The following is an 18,059-nucleotide window of genomic DNA, read 5'->3' on the forward strand; positions in this document are numbered from 1 at the left end:
ATTCCACAAGCGGGAGCGAGTCCCCGTAGGAATTTTTTCTCCTGGATTCCCCCTCGCGACAACCTACAAACCGGGACTGAAGACTCATCACACAATCCCTCCCCCGTCCGCCGTCTTACAGAACCGTCCTCACATCCCAACTAAAATTAAACCCTTTGACAAATCCCCCTTCCATGCTATAATAAAAAGGAAAATTGAACAGTCCAAACGCTATGAAGGGACCTGCAGCACGCACAACAATCCAGAGAGAGACGCATCGGGTGGAAGCGCCTTATTGGGAAGCCGCTGTTACCAGCCCGGAGCGGCCTTAATACGGCCCGGTGATTCCGTTATCATCCGATATGATGAAAAGTGTATCCGCTGTTTTTCATCATACTAAATGAGAGGTTAACCAGCCGGATTTCCGGCACGGTGATGGAAAGCGCAGTAGCGTTTCTCACCGCCAACCATATAAAAAGGGTGGAACCGCGAGCAGATATGCCCGCCCCTTGCAGCAGTTGTGCTGCAGGAGGGCTTTTTTTGATCGGGAACGCAGTTCCCGGGTCTGTAAAGGCGTCCTGAACGGAAAACGCCGGGCGGGACATTACCTTCAGAATCGTTAAACACATTCATACCATAAAGGAGACAAATTATGATCATCACATTAAAAGACGGTTCCCGGAAAGAATATTCCGAACCGAAATCCATCATTGACATTGCTTTCGACATCAGCGAAGGCCTTGCGCGCGCTGCCTGTGCCGGAGAGATTGACGGTAAAACCGCGGATCTCAGAACCGTTGTGGACAGCGACTGTACCTTAAATATCCTGACCGCAAAGGATCCGGAAGGACTTTCCGCCATCCGTCACACCTGTTCCCATGTCCTGGCTGAAGCCGTTAAGCGGATGCGTCCCCAGGCCAAACTGACCATCGGCCCGTCCATTGAAAATGGTTTTTACTACGATTTTGACACGGAACCATTTACAAGAGAAGATCTTGACAATCTGGAAAAAGAGATGAAAAAAATCATCAAACAGGGACAGAAACTCGAGAAATTCACGCTTGAAAAAGCTGCCGCCATCCGCCTTATGGAGGAGAGGGAGGAACCATACAAGGTGGAACTCATCGAGGCGCTTCCCGAGGGAGAAGAAATCTCATTCTACCGACAGGGCGACGATTTTACCGACCTCTGTGCCGGACCTCACCTGATGAGCACGAAACCAATCAAGGCATTCAAGCTTATCTCCTCCTCCATGGCTTACTGGAGAGGCGATTCCAGCAAGGCCCAGCTCCAGAGAATCTACGGAACCGCTTTTGCCACAAAAGAAGAGTTAAACGCCTACCTGGAACATCTGGAGGATATTAAAAAACGCGACCACAACAAACTGGGCCGTGAGATGCGTCTTTTCACCACGGTCGACGTCATCGGTCAGGGCCTTCCCCTGCTGATGCCGAAGGGCGTCAAAATCGTCCAGTCCCTGCAGCGCTGGGTCGAAGACCTGGAGGACAATGAGTGGGGTTACATCCGTACCAAAACTCCTCTGATGGCCAAATCCGATTTATATAAGATTTCCGGCCATTGGGATCACTATAAGGACGGCATGTTTGTCCTGGGAGACGAGGAAAAAGACAAGGAAGTCTTCGCACTCCGTCCAATGACCTGTCCGTTCCAGTATTACGTATACAAGAACGACCAGCACTCCTACCGCGAGCTGCCGCTGCGCTACAGCGAAACCTCCACCCTGTTTCGGAATGAGGACTCCGGCGAGATGCACGGCCTGACACGCGTCCGTCAGTTTACCATCTCCGAGGGCCATCTGATTATCCGTCCCGACCAGGTGGAGGAAGAACTGGCCGGCTGCCTGGATCTGGCCGTCCACTGTCTGACTACTCTGGGACTTCAGGATGACGTGACTTACCGTCTGTCCAAATGGGATCCCAACAACCGCGAAAAATATCTCGGGGATGAGGAGTACTGGGAAAAGACACAGGGCAAGATCCGTGACCTGCTGGTAGAAAAACAGGTTCCGTTTACAGAGGCCGACGGCGAAGCCGCATTCTACGGCCCGAAGATCGACATCCAGGCAAAGAACGTGTACGGCAAAGAGGACACGATGATCACAATCCAGTTAGACTGTGCCATTGCCGAGAATTTTGATATGTATTTCATCGACCAGAACGGTGAAAAGATACGCCCCTATGTCATCCACAGGACATCTATGGGTTGCTATGAAAGAACTCTGGCATGGCTTATCGAAAAATATGCCGGCAAGTTCCCGACCTGGCTCTGCCCCGAGCAGGTGAGGGTCCTTCCAATCTCAGACAAATATGAGTCATACGCGGAAGAAGTAGAGAAGGAATTAAAGAAAAACGGTATCTCCTGCACTCTGGATAGCCGCTCCGAAAAGATTGGCTATAAAATCCGCGAGACGAGACTTGACAAGGTTCCTTATATGCTGGTAGTCGGACAGCAGGAAGAGGCTGATAAGACGGTCTCCGTCAGAAGCCGTTTTGCAGGCGACGAGGGCGTAAAACCGCTCGGCGAATTCATTGAGCAGATTTGTAAGGAAATCCGGACAAAAGAGATTCGTGAAGAAGTGAGCGAGGCATAAAAATTCCTGTAAAAGAAGGAAAAAGCACGCTTCGCGAACTTTTCATTGCCACTCAGTGAAAGAAGGAGCACCGTTCCTGATATGAAATCAATGTGATTTCTCATCAGGAGCGGTGCTCCTTCTTCATTTACCTACTATCTTAATCTTCTGTTTTACCTTCTATTTTACCTTCTGTTTATCTCTTTTCGTGCCCTGCAAACATGGGATCGTCCTGCCAGAGTACAACTCTGCCTTCCCTGAGTGAGGCGGGAAGGTCGATGAGCCTCTGGTTTTTCGAACCTCTGAAACGGAGGGTGATATCGTACTCCTCCTCCACAAACCTGCCGTCTACCAGAATATCCAGGTATCCGAGCAATTCGTCCGTGGCCTCGCAGTGCGCTCTCCCGCCTTCCGTCAAATCCTTGTCCAGCGTATACCCGGTGTAGCACCAGATATCCTTTCCTGGGCAGGAGGACTTTACTTTCCTGATGAAAGGAAGAAGCGCCCGCTGGTTGGCCGGTTCCATCGGTTCGCCTCCAAGGAGGCTCAGTCCCGCAACATAGGCCGGTTTCAGGCTGTCTATAATTTTCTGCTGCGTCTCTTCCGTAAATGGTCCGCCAAAACCGAAATCCCAGGCCTCGCTGTTAAAGCATCCGGGACAGCGGTGGGTGCAGCCCGATACGAAAAGGCTGGTCCTCACACCGGTTCCGTTGGCGATATCACAGTATTTGATATTGGCATAGTTCATCGTTATCTCCTACAGATGAAGAACCCTGTCACGGATTTCTTCGGTACGTCCCTGGTTCCAGTACTGTGTTCCGATATATCCGCAGGTACGTCTGGCTACGTTCATCTTGGACTGATCGCGGTTCTTACAGCTCGGGCATTCCCAGACAAGCTTTCCGTCATCCTCCACGATACGTATCTCCCCGTCGTAGCCGCATTCCTGGCAGTAATCGGATTTCGTGTTCAGCTCTGCATACATAATGTTGTCGTAAATAAACTGCAGTACGCTGATGACGGCCTCCAGGTTATCCTGCATATCCGGCACTTCCACATAGCTGATGGCTCCGCCCGGTGAAAGCTTCTGGAACTGGCTCTCAAACTGCAGTTTTGTAAAGGCGTCGATCTCTTCGGATACATGGACATGGTAGCTGTTTGTGATATATCCCTTATCGGTAATTCCCTCTACGAGGCCGAAACGCTTCTGCAGGCATTTAGAGAATTTGTATGTGGTGGACTCAAGCGGAGTTCCGTATAAGCTGAAATCGATATTGTGTTCTGCTTTCCACTTTGCACACATATCGTTCATATGCTGCATCACCTTCATGGCAAACGGAGTCACATCCGGAGCGGTGTGGGATTTGCCGGTCATATATTTACAGCACTCATAGAGACCTGCATATCCGAGACTGATGGTGGAATACCCTCCGTAAAGAAGTTTATCAATTACCTCCCCCTTCTCAAGCCGGGCCAGAGCGCCGTGCTGCCATAGAATAGGAGCCGCATCGGACAGGGTTCCCTTAAGGCGGTTGTGTCTGCACATCAGCGCCTCATGGCAGAGCTCCAGACGTTCGTCAAAAAGCTCCCAGAATTTATCGAAGTCCCCTTCGCTTGAAAGTGCCAGATCCACCAGGTTGATTGTCACAACGCCCTGATTAAATCTGCCGTAATATTTTGCTTTTCCCGTCTCAGGATCCACATATGGGGTCAGAAAGCTTCTGCAGCCCATACAGGTATAGCAATGGCCGTCGCCATTCTTATCGACCTTGTTCTGGAGCATAATCTTCTCACTGATATAGTCGGGAACCATTCTCTTGGCCGTACATTTGGCCGCCAGCTTCGTCAAATAGAAATAAGGCGTTCCCTCTTTCAGGTTATCCTCCTCCAGCACGTAAATCAGCTTTGGAAATGCCGGTGTTACCCAGACGCCTTCCTCATTCTTTACGCCCTGGTAACGCTGAAGCAGCGTCTCTTCAATAATCAGCGCCAGATCTTCCTTCTCCTGCTGATTGCGCGCTTCGTTGAGATACATGAATACGGTGACAAACGGAGCCTGGCCGTTGGTGGTCATCAGGGTTACAACCTGATACTGGATCGTCTGTACGCCGCGGCTGATCTCCTCTTTCAGGCGCTTGTTCACCATCTCTTTAATCTGGGCGTCGGTAGCGCTGATCCCTAAGCTTGCCATCTCTTCCTGCACGCTCTGGCGGATTTTCCTGCGGCTCACGTCTACAAAGGGAGCCAAATGGGTCAGGCTGATGCTCTGGCCGCCGTACTGGCTGCTGGCCACCTGGGCAATAATCTGGGTAGCGATATTACAGGCCGTGGAAAAACTGTGCGGTTTATCGATTCCCGTACCGCTGATAACGGTGCCGTTCTGCAGCATGTCCTCTAAATTGACAAGATCGCAGTTGTGCATGTGCTGTGCAAAGTAGTCGGAATCGTGGAAATGGATGATTCCCTGCTCGTGGGCTTCCACCACTTCCTGCGGAAGCAGAAGGCGTGTGGTCAAATCCTTGCTGACCTCGCCTGCCATATAATCACGCTGCACGCTGTTCACGGTCGGGTTCTTGTTGGAATTCTCCTGCTTTACGTCCTCATTATTACATTCGATCAGGCTCAGAATCTTATCGTCCGTCGTGTTGCTGGTACGTTTCAAAGTTCTGATGTAACGGTATGTGATATACTTTCTCGCCACCTCAAAGGCCTGCTGCTCCATGATCTGGTTCTCGACGAGATCCTGGATCTCCTCCACACTCATCGTGTGCGGCCTTGTGCTGCATACCTGTTCTACCTGGTCGGCAATGGCGTCAATCTGCTCTTTGCTAAGCTGCTGGTTCGCCTGAACGACCTCATTGGCTTTGCTGACCGCCATCATAATCTTTGATATGTCAAAGACTGCTTCAGATCCGTTTCGTTTGATAATCTTCATACCCCAAACTTCCTCCTGTAACTCATTCTATATATGGTAGTATTGTGAGCCGGACCGCCGGTCCGGCATCCATTGGTTGTTTGACAATAAAAAGCCGGAAAACCGTGCTTTTCGTTGTTGCGGCGGTAGCCTTCACGCGGTGCGTTCCGGTATCGCTTGTGCTTTATTAGTATAAGCCAGGATGTAAATACTGTCAACATCAAAATACCATATATTAGTTCGTTTTTCTTTTCACACTACCATATGTTGTGTTTTATTACTGATTCTTTCAATGCCGTACCTTTGGTCCCGATGCTGGAAAATGCCTGAATTCAAAGGAATGTGAGGCATTTATGGTAAAAAATGCCCCGGATTTCTGCACCCCGCCATTATAAATTTTTGCCATAAATTACCATATATGGGGTATGGATATTTCTGCGCCCGAAAGCCGGACGCAGAACGGTTCTGCATCCGCGGATTTGGATGCAGAACCGCCTGGCCATAAACTATGTTCTTTTCGGTGGTCCGCCCGGTTATCAGTAACTCGGCTCAAACACGGCTTTATCCTCCAGTCCGGTATCAGAGGAGCCGTCCTTGTCATACACCAGGTCTTCCCCCTGGATGTCAAACACGTAGACTGCGTCGGTTCCCTGCCGTTTCATTACCACCCTGCCGTTCTCCAGCTCATAGTCTCCCATCGGAATAGAACTCATCAGGATTGAATATTCAAATACAAAACGGCCGTCCTCACCAAGCTCCACGAATGGTTTGAGAACCTCCTCCGAAGCCACGAATTTGTATTTGCCCGTCATGTTTCCCGGATTGGGCCGGAAAAAGCGGAGATATTCGCTGTAGATGTTATGGCCGCTCTCGGCCGGTGCTCCATCGACGGTGATCTTTACCGCATATGCGTCAAACGCCTTCAGAAACGTGTTGACAACGCCTCCCATATAGAAATACTCTCCCGAGGTTCCCATGCTGTTAAGCCTTTTGAGGAATGCTTCATTGAAATCGAGCTCCAGATAGATCATCCCCTCTTTTTCCGACACTTCCAATGAATTTACTTTCACGCCCTCCTCCAGGACGCCTGCTCCAATCAGCGCGTCCGCCAGGTTTTCGGCAGTTAATTCAGGAATCAGCGCCTCTTCCGTCACCATCATCTCCACCGTATCGTTGCCGCGGTATATCGTCACTTTCGTTCCGGCTTCATCCTGCGTTTCACTCATCTGTTTCTCTTCATCCGTCTCAATGGCTGCCCGGCTCTGTTCCACGGCGGCATCTCTGTCGGCCGGAACGCTGCTGCCAGGAATCTCTCCTTCTTCAATCTCAGAGCTCTTTCCCGGCAAATTCGTTTCTCCGCTCTTTCGTCCCGCCGAACACGCCGTCAAAGACAGGGCCAGCGCAGCCATGAGCATAATACCTGTAATACGTTTTGCCGAACTTGTTCTTTTTTTCATAATATCTCCTCCTGTGCTGCGGTAAAACGGGGTCTTTTGTTTTATTGTAGCACAGGAGAAGCCTGTTTTTGATAGAGATTCTATTACGTATTCTTACAATATTTTGTATTTCCCATCATACCGTCCGCCCATCTGCAGTCATCCCTGCCGGTCCGTCGGACATCCAATCAGGAAGCCGACGCAGCCGGATACAAAGTCCCGAAACTGGGCGACCGTGGCCGTCACGGAGGGTGTTGTCTCTATGGCCGCGCCCAATGCCCCGGCATTCCTAAGCAGAATCAGCGTTATAAGGCAGAACAGTCCGACGGCCGCCGCCATCAGAATCTGCAGGCGGCTTGCCTCGATATACGTTCCTTCTTTATCTTTAACAGCCGGTTCCTGACTTTCCCCGCTCCGGCTGTCCACACTCTGTTCCTCCATCCTCTCATCCTGCGGTTCCGCCGCAGAGGAACTGTGGTGTATAAAATTGGCGCTCAAAAAATATCCAAAAATAGCAGCAGCAGAGGTTCTGACGATCACGTCGATTTCGCTTCCCTGCGCCCAGCCGCCCGGATGCACCAGAAGGCTGTATGCGGACTGCAGAAGCAGAACCGCCATAAACACAATCAGGCATTTATCCACCAGGTGTATTCTGGCAAGCTCCGGCCGGATCCATTTACATTTGAAAATCCGTTTCATCTCTCATTCCCACGCCTTTCTGATTAACTGAGCCTTATAATCATCAGGGAAGCTCCCGCTCCCGTGGTGAGAAGCACAGCCACTCCGGCAACCAGGGCCGGATACATCTGAAGTGACACGGTGGAACCTGCCCCGAGATCGATTTCAATCTCATTGGAGAAGTTGGACAGAGTCACAATCGGTGAAATGGTGGAGGCGGCGTTATTGACGCTGTTGATCCGGAGTCTGGCGCCCATCAGGATTGCAAGCGAAGTATTAATGTGATAGGAAATCCTGTATCTTCCCGCCGTATTGACCGTAAAGACCGTGTTTCCGCTCCCCGCCGTAATATCTGAGGACATCAGCTGTGCATCGGGCAGCGCAATGTTTGTGCCGCCCAGTGCGATGGCAATTGAACCGCCGGTGGTATTGGCCGCAAACGCCGCCGTTGCCGTCGGGTTGGGACCGGGATCTCCGGCTGCCCCCGCGGCTCCGACACTGCCCGCGGGTCCTTCCGCTCCGGTTGCTCCACCCGGGCCGTTGGCTCCCGTAGGACCTGCCGGGCCATCCGCTCCGGTGGCCCCCGTGGCTCCCGCCGCTCCCGTATCACCGGTGGGACCGGTCACTCCCGTGGCTCCTATGGCTCCGGTTGCTCCCACTGCCCCGGTTGCTCCCGTAGATCCGGTCGGACCGATGGCTCCGGTCGGGCCGGTGGCCCCCGTAGCTCCCGTGATTCCCCGGATCCCCGTAGCCCCTGTCGGGCCGGTGGCGCCAATGGCTCCCTCCGCACCGGTGACTCCGCTCTGTCCTGCCGCACCGGTCGCCGAACCGGTTGGCCCGGTCGGCCCCGTAGGTCCCGTTGCGCCCGCATAAGCCGGAGCATCCATGGCGGCTTTCATTTTTTCATTTGTCATAATCTGGTTATACAGAATGTGATCCAGTGTCGCCTCAACGCTCTCATTGACATCCATCACCTGTTCAAGGTTTGCATTTCCTCCCGTCAGCCCCGGTATCGTACCGAGGACAAACTGCATTTTTTCACCCTCCGCGTTGATGATATGGCTCATTCCCAGTTCCTCATAAGCAATGGAGGAAATAACCTGGTTCAGAACCTCATTTCTTTTAAGAGGAGGATTCACTTCTGAAAATTCCGGTTTCGACATCTCTCTCCCTCCTTTAACTCAGGCGCGTAATCATAAGCGACGCTCCCGCAGCCCCCGAAAGCAGTACGGCGGTGGAGACAATGCCATACACCTGCAGAGTTACCGTGGTTCCCTGTGTTACATCTAACATAATCTCATTAGAAAAGTTTGAAAGTGATACGACCGGCGTCACGGTGGAAGCCACATTGGCGGCTCCGTTAATAATCAGTCTTGTACCGGCAATCAAAGCTGCTGTTGTATTTAAATGGTAGGCCAGGCGGTAGCGTCCGGCTGCATTTATCGTAAAGATTGTGTTTCCGCTGTCAACCGAGATGTTGGCGGGCAGAACCTGAGCGTTTGGAAGGGGAACGGCCACTCCCGCCGTCACGACCGAAAGGGATGTTCCCGATGTGTTGGCGGCAAAAGCCGACGTCGCCGTCACATTGGTTCCCGTGGCTCCCGTAGGTCCTGTGGCTCCGTTTGCACCTGTCGGCCCCGTAACTCCCGTAGTCCCCGTGGCTCCGGTCGGACCTGTCGGGCCTGTTACTCCGGTTGGGCCTGTCGGGCCTATGCTTCCTGTGGCGCCTATGGCTCCGGTGGCTCCCGCGTTTCCCATGGGGCCCGGTACTCCCGTCGCTCCTGTTGTTCCGGTCGCTCCCGTGGGGCCGGTGGCTCCGGTTGCTCCGGTGGAACCGGTCGGACCGGTGGCTCCGGTCGCTCCCGCCACTCCCGTCGCTCCTGTTACTCCCGTGGCTCCGGTCGGGCCGGTGGCTCCCGTCGCTCCCGTCGGGCCGGTCGGGCCTCCTGCCGGTCCTGCCGCTCCGGTGGGGCCGGTTGCTCCGGTCGCTCCCTGCATTTCAGAGGAAGCCAGCGCCGCCTGCATCTTGGCCTTGAAAAAAAGCTGGTTCTGGGCTGCCGTCTCAAGCAGGGAACGGACGCTCTTATTGGCGTCCAGCACATCCTGCACTGTTGCGGGAGGCCCGCTCAGGCCGGGCAGCGTGCCCAGAATATATTGTAATTTCTCACCTTCCGTGTTAATCACATGGCTCAATCCGAGTTCCTCATACGCAATCGATGCAAGTATCTGGTTCACTGCATCCTCACGGCTGATTGGCGGATTATTTGTTGGAAAACTGGGCTGTGACATTTCTATTTTCTCCCTTCAGAGTAATTCGGTGAATTTTCGGTATGTCCACCTCCTGTATGATATGTCTTTTTAAGCCCGTTTGCCACTTGCCGCCGGACGAACCTTTTTCCGGAAATCGAATACCATATCTCATAGAGACATTTTTACAGCGCCTGAAAACGGCTGTTGTATTCCGGAGCAGTCCAACAGGAGGTACGCCATGTCCATGCCCGCTTTTCCCGACAAGGGGATTGATATTACACGCGATCAGGCATTTAATATGATACTGGGCTCAATCGCTCTGGAAGAGATTGCGCTCAGCCACATTATGAATGCGGAAAGCGAGAAACTGAAACACTTTTTTCCGGCCGCGGACGGAAAGCCCTGCGCCTGCCAATGCAGGGAACTGACAGAACTGAACAGAAGCATTTCCGACGTTATGGAAAACGTTACCTTCAACCAGATGCTGCTGAAACGCAAGATGTGCTGTGTCCTGGACGCGATTGAACAGGGCGGGACAGGCTGCGCTTCCTGCGGGGAGCAGGGGGAGGAATCCACCTGTGACACCTTTTATGTGCTTCCGGGCACCGTGATACGGCAGGGCTGCCCGGTTCCCATGATAAGTTCCGAACTGTATGATAACTGCGGTACCGGAAAAGAGCCGGACAAAGAAGACTGCCGCTCCGCCCTGTACTGCCTGAAGGAAAAGAGGCCGTATCTGCTCGATATGGAATTCCGGCTGCGCTGCCCCGGCTCCTGTTCAGCCGCACACGGTTCCGGCTCCCATTTGCCCGGACACGATCCCGGCTCGCATCAGGCCGCCATCTGCGCTGAAACCGTGTGCGGACGGCAGTATCTGCCCCTGTTATCGCTGAGCGCGCCTGCCGGACGCGGCGGAGAAGGATTTCATCTGGCCGGGAGCGCCATCCTGTCCCCCGATACATTCTGCTCCCTGACGCAGGCCCCGCTCCTGATTGTACTGAAAGAACCGGAAACAGCCGTTGTGGAGATGGGAATGCTGCGGGTCACGGGTATCTAATGCCGTTTACCGCAATCGAAAAACCCGGTCCGCAGAAGGAAGTTCTGCGGACCGGGTTTTCGTCATGCTGCTGTCACTGCTGGGCCAGAACGCCGTCTTCGCCGACATATTTGCCGTCCGGCGTCGCCGAATTCGTCATCATCTCCCCATTCTCATTCAGGAAATACCATTTTTCCTTCCAGTTGACCCATCCGGTCACCCTGTATCCCTGTTCATTGAAGAAGTACCATTTTCCGTCGATCTGCTGCCAGTTATTCGTTACATACGTTCCATCCGAATTGCTGTACCACCAGCCCACCGCATCGCTCTTCCAGGTTCCCGCCGCAGGACCGCTGCCGCTCGGTTTGTAGGCGGCCGCCGCCGTGAGTTCCGCCGCTTTCTCCGCGGATACCTCGAATGTGTCGGATTCCTGCCACTCGCCTTTTCGTGATGAATTATAGTAAGCGCGCACTTCAAAGCGGTATGTGCCCGCGCTGGTAATGTATTTCGAGAAATTATAAAAGGTTTCTTTCACCGGACGGACGGATGTTACAAACTTGTCGTCACGGTAAAGACGCAGCTCATAATAGGTGGCGTCCTCACTGTCGCTCCACTCTCCCACTCCGCTGTATTCATTCCACTCCACTTCGTCCGTGTCCAGCTCATAGTCATTGTCGTCCGCCTTCAGGGCGTTCAAGGTCACCGTCACGATCAGTTCTTCCGCGCTCTTTCTTCTCACGGAACTTACGGTTCCCTTCGAACCGGTCAGGCTGACTTTTTTCTTGCCGAATCCCGATTTAAAATAGTAATCGGACTCCGCCTCCAGCGTCACCTCCACCTTGGGCTTGTCTTTGTGTTTCCACTCTCCGTTCGGCTCGTTGGTCACGTCCACATTCGCTATATAACATCCTTCTGAGTCGGTCGTCACCTCCACATCGGATCCGCTGTCCTTCACCTCAATCGAGGACGTCACATCGAGCGCCACATCCTCCACAGGCGTGCGATCCTCCTCCGCCATGGCCGTGATTGTACCGGCAAGCGTCATTCCGGCGGCGGCCAGAAGAAGGAGCCATGTCCTGACCGGCTTTATTCTGTTTTTCTTCTCATTTACTCTTTTGTCTCTCATAACTGCTTCCTCCTGAAATTACTTTTAACGTGCTCTCAGTGTGCCGGCTCTGTCTCCGCCGCACCTGGCCATACCGCATCCGGCGGCGCTTCATCCATCTCTGCCGCCCCATTCTGCATAAAACCGGCCCGGCCGGTCTGTTCACTATGATTTTACCACATTTTTCCCGTTCTGTCTCCCCATTCCACATTATGAATCATTGCCGTAATTCTTCTTTTGTTACTGTTCACTCCGTGCCCAGTAACACGCTGCGCGATGCACAGAAACGGCAAAAAACTCCGTTGATTGTAATGAAAAGCCTGCGTTATTCTTGATTTCTCCGGCAGTTTGTGCTAAATAACTGTATAGCACCAATAATATTTCATTATGAAAAGGAGACGATACCATGAGTTTTAGAGAAATAAAAGCGGAAGAACTTACGTTTAACCCATTTACCAGAATCGGTTCCGACTGGATGTTAATCACGGCCGGAGATGAAAAGAAATTCAACACAATGACCGCCAGTTGGGGCGGAGCAGGTGTATTCTGGGGGAAGAATGTGGTAACCTGCTACATCCGTCCTCAGCGCTATACAAAAGAATTTGTCGATGCAAACGATACCTTTACCCTCTCTTTCTACGGTCCCGAATATAAAAAAGCCCTGAGTATCTGCGGCTCTGTTTCCGGCAGGGATCATGATAAGGCTGCTGAAACCGGCCTCACACCGTATTTTACCGACGGCACCGCCGCTTTTGAAGAGGCGGACCTCATCTTTGTCTGCAAAAAGATTTACCAGGATGAGATGCCGTATGAGAACTTCATCGCCAAAGAAAACGATGCAAAGTGGTATCCCAATAAGGACTACCACACCATGTATATGGCAGAAATAATGAAAATTCTTGTAAAAGACTGATTTCCTATAGACTCGGATTAACCGCGGCCGTCCATCTGTTTGTCCTTCCCGCATATTTCCGCTTTATTTTGTGAAATCTGCTGATTGTAAAATAACCGGTTTTCCTGTAGAATCTAAAAAAGTTTTTGAATTTACCGCTTATTTGGAGGATACAGACAATCTATGGACACAAAAACAAAGACTTCCCGCTCTCTCATCAAAGACATGACTTCCGGCAGCCCGGCAAAACTGATTCTGGGCTTTGCCGTTCCCATGCTGCTCGGCATGCTGTTCCAGCAGTTTTACAGTATGGTGGACACCGTGATTGTCGGCAAATTTCTCGGTGTGGATGCCCTGGCCGCCGTCGGTTCCACGGGCGCTGTTAATTTTATGATTAACGGTTTTGTCATCGGCCTCTGCTCGGGTTTTGCCATCCCCGTATCACAGCGGTTCGGGGCGCGCGATTATAAGGATATGAGGCGGTTTACCGCCAACGCCGGCTGGCTTTCCCTGATATTTGCCGCGGTCATGACCGTCTCCGTCACACTGATGACTAAGACAATCCTCGTATGGATGCGGACGCCGGAGAATATTATCCAGGGAGCCTACGACTATATCTTTTTCATTTTCGTCGGCATCCCGGCCACCTTTCTCTACAACATCCTGGCCGGAATCATCCGCGCACTGGGAGACTCGAAAACGCCCGTGTACTTTTTGATCCTCTCAAGCATTTTAAATATCATCCTGGATCTCGTTTTCATTGTAAACCTGCACACCGGCGTGGCGGGGGCCGCTTACGCAACCGTCATCTCACAGGCCGTATCCGGAATCCTCTGCCTGCTCTACATGAAAAAGAAATTCGATATTCTGAAAATGAACAGGGATGAAGCCCGGTTCAGCGGCCGCCATATTTACATTCTCTGCAAAATGGGAGTTCCCATGGGGCTTCAGTACTCCATCACGGCCATTGGTTCCGTCGTGATACAGACTGCCATCAATACCCTCGGTTCCGTTGCCGTCGCTTCGGTTACCGCAGGCCAGAAAGTCAGCATGTTCTTCTGCTGTCCCTTCGACGCCCTCGGCGGCACGATGGCCACCTATGCGGGCCAGAACGTGGGTGCGGGTAAAGCCGCCCGGATCGAACAGGGTGTAAAGTCGGCGACCGTCATAGGAGCCGTTTACTCTGTCGCCGCCTTTGCCGTCCTTTTCTTTTTCGGCAATGTGATTCCGCTTCTCTTTGTAAACGCGGACGAGGTGCAGGTAATTGCCCAGGCCCATCAATTCCTGATTTATAACTCCATGTTTTATATCCCTCTCGTATTCGTAAACGTCTGGCGCTTCACGATCCAGGGTATGGGGTTCAGCCTCTTTGCCGTTCTGGCCGGTGTCTGCGAAATGGCGGCGAGAGCCCTGGTCGGTTTTGTCTTTGTACCGGTGTTCGGCTATATTGCGGTCTGCTTCGCCTCACCGCTCGCATGGATTTTTGCCGACGCCTTCCTGATTCCCGCTTTCCGGCACTGTGTCAGATATTTAAAACGTACCCTGCCGCCCGCCTGAACGCAGAGTGAGATGAAATCATACAAAACAGCGAAAAGCACGCTTTGCGAACTTTTCATTGCCGCTCAATCATGAAATCATGACGGCGCAGGCCTCCGCTTGCCACAACTTTCCATTGTGACAAACCGGAGGCCTGCGCCGTTTGTTTGAATCGTATCTTTTTTCATGTTTTTTTACGCAGTTCTATTCGTATCTCTATTCCGTTCTATTCTGATACCTTGATTTTTTTACCGCTTATCAGGATGTGACGCAAATATCCGGTCTTCTATATCCGATATTGTAATCTCTTTTAACCGTTCGCGGCATCTCTGGTCAAGTCCGTCGTAAATCTCCGTCAGGATACCCGCCATCCCCGATGAGACAAGGCAGTCTTTCTCGGGATCTCCGCTTTTCCATGCTGTGGTTACAAAAGAAGTCTGAAGCGCATCCGCAATCATTAAAAGATTCACCTCCGAGGCGTCCCTGTGAAAAAGGTATCCGCCCTCGGCTCCTTCCTTCGTCTTAATCAGATTCGCTTTTTTAAGTTTTGCCATAACCTTCCTGATTCTGGCGGCATTTGTGCACACATTCTCCGCGAGCCCTTCGCTGGAGTAAACCGTCCCTTTGTGTGATAAAAATACAAGGGCGTGCACTGCAATTGTAAATTCGCTGGTCATATTCTCATCCCCTTTGCGGCAGTCCGCTTAATTTCTCTTTCCTGCCATCGTCTGATCGATGATGCTCTTCATCATATCTTCGCTGAGCTGGCCGCTGGCATATCCAAATACATTGCCGTCACGGTCAATCATAAAGGTAGTCGGGAAAGAATAAATTCCGTATGCTGTAAACATCTCCCCCGTCGTATCCATCACTACAGGATAGGTATATCCATTTTCGCTCAGGAATTCTTTGATTCCTTCTTCCGACTTCTCACTTCCCATATTCGGCGCGGCAATTCCAAGTACAATCAGGGCATCGTCGCCTTCCGTGTCATAAGTGTCGTAAAGCTTCTGGATATCCGGCATCTCGGCGCGGCACGGCGGACACCATGTTGCCCAGAAGTTCAGGAAAACGGTCTTTCCTTTATAGTCCGACAGCGTATGGGTATTGCCAAACTGATCCGTCAGGGTAAAGTCGATTGCCGGCATCAGTACAGGCTCCTCCGCCGCTGTCTCACCCGAAGCGGTTTCTCCGGCTGCGGAACCGTTATTTCCCGCCGTCTCTCCGGCCGCTGTCTCTCCGCTTTCCGGCTGGGACGCATTTTCTGACGTATCTTCGGCCGTTTTTTCCTCTTTAGAAGCTTCCTCTGTGGATTCCTCCGTACTGCCGGCGCCGGTATTATACTCTGTTCCCGAAGGCGGTGAAAGCTTGGAAAGATAGCCGGTCACAGCATTCATCTTTCCGGTAAACATCAGAATTCCCATGAATACCATCAGGATTCCGCCGACTCTTACCGTATACTTTACAACATTCATATGGCTCTTAAAGAATTCCAGCAGGGAGGTGGTAAACAGGCCGACCGCCAGGAACGGAAGCACAAAACCTGCCGTGTAAACGCCTATCAGCATAAAGGCCATCGCTTTTGTGCTGGCCGAGGCCGCCATCAGAAGAACACTGGCCAGAGCCGGTCCTACGCAGGGCGTCCATGCAAAGCTGAACGTAAAGCCCATAATCAGGGCAGTAATTGGTGACATGGCAACGGTATCAAGTTTAAAAGGAAGTCTTCTCTCTTTGCCGAGCATGGTGCTGGTCCCGAAAACGCCGAGCTGATACAAACCGAATAGTACGACGATGATGCCGCCGACCCTCGCAAACATAAGCTGATTTTTATTAAAGAAGTTGCCCATGGCTGAAAATCCCAGCCCCAGAAGGAAGAATGCAAAGCTGACTCCGATTACGAAGAAAAGCGTATGCGTCATTACCTTGCTTCTCTTATAATAGATTCTGCCGTCCTCTCCCCGGCTTCCTGTGCCTCCGGACAGATACCCGATGTATAACGGTATCAGCGGCAGTACACAGGGTGAAAAAAAGCTGATCAGGCCCTGAAAAAACACTGTCAGAACCGGTACACTGATATCTAATGAAAATCCCATATAGTACACTCCTTTATGTCTTGTAAAATTCTAGTTTCGTCTTGTTACGGCCGGTTTATACGGCAAATAAGTCGTTAAACGCTTCCGCCATCGTGGGATGGGTAAAAATCATGTCTCTGAGCATGGTGTACGGCGCATTTGTATCCATGGCCATTTTGATGATATTAATCAGTTCATAAGATTCCTCGCAGAAGAGGTGGGCTCCCAGTATCAGTCCTGTCTTCTCATCGATGACAGCTTTTAAAAGGCCGTCGGTCTGCTCCAGCACCTTTGATTTGACAATATCCGCCGCGGCAAGCCTGGCAGTCTTTACCTGGTATCCCGCCGCAATGGCATCCTTCTCACTGAGCCCCACTCTGGAAAACGCCGGAGCCAGGAAAACGCTGTATGGTACGGCTCCTCTCTTCTTCAGGGTATAGCTCCCGTCACCGAGAATCCTGGATTTAATGATTCTGCTGTCGTCCAGTGAAATGTAGGTAAACTGAAGACCGCCCGTCACATCTCCCATTGCATAAACTTCAGGGGCCGTTGTCATCATAGAGTCATCGGTGATGATTCCGCCTCTTGAATTCACCTCAATACCGGCTGCTTTCAGGTTAAGGCTGCCCGTCTCCGGCCTGCGTCCCGTTGCAACAAGGACCGCGTCGGCATTCAGGGTCTTTTCCCCTTTGCTGTCTTCAAATGTGACCGCCGCATTCTCCTGCGCCTGCCGCACCGACCTTACTTTTACGCCGGTCAGTACCTCAACGCCTCTTAATGCCAGTGATTTCCTCACCGCATCTGCAATATCGGCATCCTCCCTGGGAAGAAATACATCTTCATCCTGGAGAATCGTCACCTCTGAGCCAAAGTTTGCATAGATGGAAGAAAATTCAACTCCAATGTAGCCTCCTCCTATAATCACCAGTTTTTTCGGAAGTTCTTTCAGATCCAGAAGAGTCTCGCTTGTATATACAAAAGGATTGCCTTTTATCCCCTCAATCGGAGGGATAAAAGCGGAAGCGCCAGTGTTTATAAAAATCCGGCTTCCCGCAAGCCTTGTGACCGTACCTTCATGCTCCACCTCAACCTCGTGAGATGAAACGAACCGGGCCGTACCGTCCATTACCGTAATATTCGGATGGCTCGACAGTTTCAGGTGATTCTTTGCACGCAGCCTGCCCGTCAGTTCATCTTTATGTTCCACGGCCTCCCTGTATGCTGCCGCTCTCTCTTCAAAGCTGCCGCCCGCGGCTGCCGCGAGTCCCGCCCTGTAGACATACGACTTGGTCGGTATACATCCGACATTCGGGCAGGTTCCCCCATACATTTTAGAGGATTTCTCAATCATCACCGTCTTCTGTCCCGCATCTCCCAGTTCTTTCGCCAGTGTCTTTCCGCCTTTTCCAAAGCCGATTATGATTGCGTCATAATTTTCTGATATCTCTATCACTTTCTGTTCCATTATCTTATCTCCCTGCCGTTCGATACACAATGTGTATCTTTTTTTATTACAGTTGTTATCTGTAACTTTAGCAGATACAGTTTTGTTTGTCAAGGATTTTTTGAAA

At 51.7% G+C, this 18,059-nt stretch carries 14 protein-coding genes; 4 read left to right on the forward strand and 10 right to left on the reverse strand.

Features of this window, described 5'->3' with window-relative positions:
- Positions 1 to 628: 628 nt before the first annotated feature.
- Entirely contained in the window at positions 629 to 2,590 is a 1,962-nt protein-coding gene (thrS, locus tag QZT18_RS09900; RefSeq protein WP_366925848.1) for a threonine--tRNA ligase, read from the forward strand.
- Positions 2,591 to 2,765: 175 nt separating this feature from the next.
- Here the strand turns inward: thrS and nrdG are convergent, their stop codons facing one another.
- The 6 genes from nrdG to QZT18_RS09930 form a co-directional block, all read right to left on the reverse strand.
- The gene (gene nrdG, locus QZT18_RS09905; protein ID WP_294147281.1) at positions 2,766 to 3,317 is read right to left on the reverse strand and encodes an anaerobic ribonucleoside-triphosphate reductase activating protein; all 552 of its coding nucleotides are present in this window, start codon (positions 3,315 to 3,317) and stop codon (positions 2,766 to 2,768) included.
- Between the two features lie 9 nt (positions 3,318 to 3,326).
- Entirely contained in the window at positions 3,327 to 5,504 is a 2,178-nt protein-coding gene (gene nrdD / locus QZT18_RS09910; RefSeq protein ID WP_294147283.1) for an anaerobic ribonucleoside-triphosphate reductase, read from the reverse strand.
- A gap of 515 nt (positions 5,505 to 6,019) precedes the next feature.
- Positions 6,020 to 6,940 (reverse strand): GerMN domain-containing protein, encoded by a 921-nt coding sequence (locus QZT18_RS09915; protein ID WP_294147284.1) that lies wholly within the window; start codon positions 6,938 to 6,940, stop codon positions 6,020 to 6,022.
- A 138-nt stretch (positions 6,941 to 7,078) separates the two neighbouring features.
- Positions 7,079 to 7,618: a hypothetical protein gene (locus tag QZT18_RS09920; RefSeq protein ID WP_294147286.1), complete on the reverse strand. Its 540-nt coding sequence runs from the start codon at positions 7,616 to 7,618 to the stop codon at positions 7,079 to 7,081.
- A 23-nt stretch (positions 7,619 to 7,641) separates the two neighbouring features.
- Positions 7,642 to 8,760: a collagen-like protein gene (locus QZT18_RS09925; RefSeq protein WP_294147288.1), complete on the reverse strand. Its 1,119-nt coding sequence runs from the start codon at positions 8,758 to 8,760 to the stop codon at positions 7,642 to 7,644.
- A gap of 13 nt (positions 8,761 to 8,773) precedes the next feature.
- Positions 8,774 to 9,886, reverse strand: coding sequence for a collagen-like protein (locus QZT18_RS09930; protein WP_294147290.1), 1,113 nt, complete (start codon positions 9,884 to 9,886; stop codon positions 8,774 to 8,776).
- Between the two features lie 199 nt (positions 9,887 to 10,085).
- On the opposite strand from QZT18_RS09930, the gene QZT18_RS09935 reads away from it, so the two are divergent.
- A complete protein-coding gene (locus QZT18_RS09935) occupies positions 10,086 to 10,904 on the forward strand; it encodes a hypothetical protein (protein ID WP_294147292.1) in 819 nt (272 codons plus the stop codon).
- Positions 10,905 to 10,977: 73 nt separating this feature from the next.
- On the opposite strand, the gene QZT18_RS09940 is transcribed toward QZT18_RS09935, so the two are convergent.
- A complete protein-coding gene (locus tag QZT18_RS09940; protein ID WP_294147294.1) occupies positions 10,978 to 12,009 on the reverse strand; it encodes a hypothetical protein in 1,032 nt (343 codons plus the stop codon).
- Positions 12,010 to 12,394: 385 nt separating this feature from the next.
- On the opposite strand from QZT18_RS09940, the gene QZT18_RS09945 reads away from it, so the two are divergent.
- Both QZT18_RS09945 and QZT18_RS09950 read left to right on the forward strand, forming a co-directional pair.
- On the forward strand, positions 12,395 to 12,901 hold the full coding sequence (locus QZT18_RS09945; protein ID WP_294147296.1) for a flavin reductase: 507 nt from the start codon (positions 12,395 to 12,397) through the stop codon (positions 12,899 to 12,901).
- A gap of 162 nt (positions 12,902 to 13,063) precedes the next feature.
- The gene (locus tag QZT18_RS09950) at positions 13,064 to 14,437 is read left to right on the forward strand and encodes an MATE family efflux transporter (RefSeq protein WP_294147298.1); all 1,374 of its coding nucleotides are present in this window, start codon (positions 13,064 to 13,066) and stop codon (positions 14,435 to 14,437) included.
- Between the two features lie 227 nt (positions 14,438 to 14,664).
- Here QZT18_RS09950 and QZT18_RS09955 read toward each other — a convergent pair whose 3' ends face one another.
- Genes QZT18_RS09955 through QZT18_RS09965 form a run of 3 tightly spaced genes read right to left on the reverse strand, consistent with a single transcriptional unit; the run spans position 14,665 to position 17,953 of the window.
- Positions 14,665 to 15,093 (reverse strand): Rrf2 family transcriptional regulator, encoded by a 429-nt coding sequence (locus tag QZT18_RS09955; RefSeq protein WP_294147300.1) that lies wholly within the window; start codon positions 15,091 to 15,093, stop codon positions 14,665 to 14,667.
- 27 nt (positions 15,094 to 15,120) lie between these two features.
- Positions 15,121 to 16,509: a cytochrome c biogenesis protein CcdA gene (locus QZT18_RS09960; protein ID WP_294147302.1), complete on the reverse strand. Its 1,389-nt coding sequence runs from the start codon at positions 16,507 to 16,509 to the stop codon at positions 15,121 to 15,123.
- A 55-nt stretch (positions 16,510 to 16,564) separates the two neighbouring features.
- Complete coding sequence (locus QZT18_RS09965) at positions 16,565 to 17,953, reverse strand: FAD-dependent oxidoreductase (RefSeq protein ID WP_294147305.1); 1,389 nt, start codon at positions 17,951 to 17,953, stop codon at positions 16,565 to 16,567.
- Between the last annotated feature and the right edge of the window lie 106 nt (positions 17,954 to 18,059).

The organism is uncultured Clostridium sp. (assembly GCF_900547735.1).
Lineage (GTDB): Bacteria > Bacillota > Clostridia > Lachnospirales > Lachnospiraceae > Otoolea.